The 3,026-nt window shown below is 55.5% G+C and carries 2 protein-coding genes; one reads left to right on the forward strand and one right to left on the reverse strand.

The window, feature by feature from the left end; genetic code table 11:
* The first annotated feature begins 608 nt into the window (after positions 1-608).
* Positions 609-2,153, forward strand: coding sequence for a methyl-accepting chemotaxis protein (locus tag DIE23_RS38725; RefSeq protein WP_124618138.1), 1,545 nt, complete (start codon positions 609-611; stop codon positions 2,151-2,153).
* A 153-nt stretch (positions 2,154-2,306) separates the two neighbouring features.
* Here the strand turns inward: DIE23_RS38725 and DIE23_RS38730 are convergent, their stop codons facing one another.
* Entirely contained in the window at positions 2,307-2,774 is a 468-nt protein-coding gene (locus DIE23_RS38730; RefSeq protein WP_124618140.1) for a hypothetical protein, read from the reverse strand.
* Positions 2,775-3,026: the final 252 nt, after the last annotated feature.

Here is a 3,026-nt window from a genome sequence, read left to right on the forward strand (position 1 = left end):
ATTCCTCTCGCTCGCGTGCAGCTTGATTTGCTGGAGCCAACTCAAGGCGGCATCCGATTAATTTCGCAACAGCTTCTAAGAGTGAGACGGAAATTTGGCGCGGTTCAATCCGATTCTTGTACGGAGTGGAACTGAACGAGCGTGCTGTGGCGGCAGTGTGCGAACTTCGCTAGTTGAGCATGTCTTCCGATCCGGCTATGCATTCGATCAAGTGTTTTTCTCGCGCACAGACTTAGTCTAGAACCGTATCCGCGGACGACATTCAGTTAGGTAGGGTAGAACGTAATGGTGCCACGCCGGTGCTAAATTTGGCTGGCATCGGTCTTGCGTTGTCATGTTCCGCCATCCGTTTGATGCGGTCTCGTAATGTCCTACGGCATTGAAATGCTAGGACAGAGCAGGGGGGGGGCGCTGATATGAGAAGGCCAAGGGCGGCGTGCTCCACCCGGTAGCGCTCATCAAGCTTGCGATCGGTTGTCGCCAGGAAAACCTTCGAACTGGTTTCGAAGAGCGGTTGTCCACTGATCAAAATTAACTTAGGGGAACGGCCTCGGGACCGGTGGCGCTCGGCCTGGGCCAACGATGTGGCTTGCCCAATAGATACCAATATGACCTTAAACCAAAAACTCCGTTCACTGATCGCTGTCTTGTGGTTCGGACTGTTCCTGATCGCTTTGGCGGGAAGTTGGCAGTACCGGACTTCGATGCTCGCTGACCGCTACGACAAGCTCTCGTCTTTGGTCGACGGCGCAATCAGCGTCGTGAACTACTACTATGAGGCTTCCCAGCGGCACGAAGTGACCGAAAACGAAGCAAAGGAAAGGGCAAAGCAAGTACTGTCTGCAATGCGTTATGGCAAGACAGGATACGTTACGGTAAACGATTCCAACGGAATCTCGCTTGTACAGCCGTTTGGCCAGTCCTTTGTCGGTAAGAATGTATTAGATCTGACCGACTCGGATGGTCATCACATTGTTCGAGAGGTCATCGCGGCTGGCAGTCGGGATGGCGGTGGATATATCCACTATCGAGTGGCGAAACCCGGGGCGGGTCGGGAGCCGGCTCCAAAGACGTCGTTCGTACGACGCTTTGCCCCTTGGGATTGGAACGTCGTGACAGGCATGTATATGGACGACGTGAATTCCGCAATCGCAACTGGCGTCGCGCGATGGGTCGGCGCCACAGCAGGCCTTGGTATTCTTGCAACCGTCGCGATGCTCCTGGTGTTGCGAAGCGTAAGAGGTCAACTTGGCGGCGAACTGGAAGTGGCAATCGCAGCAACACAACGCTTGGCGCGAGGCGACCTTACATCGCGGATTCAGATGACGAGGAGTGTTAACGGCAGTCTGTTGTACGCACTCGCGCAGATGCAGGCAAGTCTCGGCGATGCGGTCTCGCGGGTGCACCTTGGCGCTGAAAATGTCAACGTTGGTGCAAACCAAATCGCGGCAGGAAATTTGGATCTATCGCAGCGAACAGAAGAGCAAGCTGCGGCGCTAGTGCAGACGGCATCTAACATGAGCCAGATGACGGAAAATGTAAAGCTCAACGCGGAAAGTGCGGCTCAAGCCGCGCACCTCGCGCAGGAGGCAGCTGGAGTGGCAACTCGTGGCAGCAGCTTGGTCGAAGACGTGGTCAAAAAAATGGGCGACATCGCAATAAGCTCACAGAAAATCGGCGAAATTGTGGGCATGATCGACGGTATCGCGTTCCAAACAAATATCCTGGCTCTCAACGCTGCAGTCGAGGCAGCGCGCGCTGGCGGACATGGCAGGGGGTTTGCTGTTGTCGCGTCGGAGGTGCGCGGCCTTGCTCAACGTGCGGCGACCGCTGCGAAGGAAATCAAGGAGCTAATCGAACTATCAACCCGGACCGTCGATCAAGGAGCAGAACTCGTCGAAAACGCAGGCAAGACAATGATTGAAATCGTGCAGTCGGCTCAACGAGTCTATGAGATCCTCGAAGAAATCAGCCACGCATCGCGGGAGCAGAGTGCGGGCATTGAGGAGGTGAACCGCGCGATTGGCGAGATGGACGTGGTTACACAACAGAATGCCGCGCTCGTCGAGGAGGCCGCCGCGGCGGCGCGTTCTTTGACGGATCAATCCGAGATGCTTCGGAGGGCAATAGCCGGATTTTCGTTACCGGCTTAAAAGCACATGTTATCCGCTCATCGCGTCAAGACCAGTCTTCAATTGGCATATTGCTCTCGGCAACCTCGCGCTGCCGGTCATCGAAAGACGCAAGGCAACTACGGACCCAAGGAGAGAGCGCTCGGCGGCGCCCACGCTCGACATGGTGCACAACTAGACGGTTGGCACGGCTCGATGGAGATGCGCCAAAATCGTCAGAAGGAATCGATTCATCTGATCAGCGAGGTTCGTGGTTCCGTTCGCATAGGACCAAGCGAATTCTTCGTCGACAGACCACGTGGCGGCGCAGTGCCTGTTGATGAGCATGGACCATACATGCAACACCTCACGGTTGCCTGCGCCAATAGGTCGAAGCAGAAAAAAGGTGTAACGCCCAACAAGGGCTCCGTTCTTCATTGCCATGTCAAACACGACTTCGACTTGACCGTATGGAGTTTGCAGGCTAAATGCCTCATTTCCAGACGTGGTTCGTAGACTGATTCCCAGTTCTTTTCCCGCGCAAGGTCTCGCAAGGTGTGCGTCAATGGCTGCGCTAAAAACGCTTGCGGCTTCAAGGATTTCAAGTGCGGATTGAGCGTGCTGACGTGCACGCCAGACTTCCTGATTGTCGACCTTCGACATGCTATTCCCAGTGGAGAGCGATAGAAAAAACGCGCGAAGGTCATAAGCGAGGCTTCTGAGCCTGCGGCTTGCTGCACAGCGAATTGTAACCGCTGTCCTTCGGGCGCTGCCGCAAATCGCTACTGCCCGCACCCCCGGTCGTGAATCGCCGGAATCCGATTGGCTGCGATATCACTAAGAGACGGTTTCATAAAGGCTGTTCGGCGCGCCGGAGGGTATTCCAGCAGATCAGGCAGCAACCGAGTTTTAGGA

It is taken from the genome of Burkholderia sp. Bp9143, from assembly GCF_003853645.1.
Classification (GTDB): Bacteria; Pseudomonadota; Gammaproteobacteria; order Burkholderiales; family Burkholderiaceae; genus Burkholderia.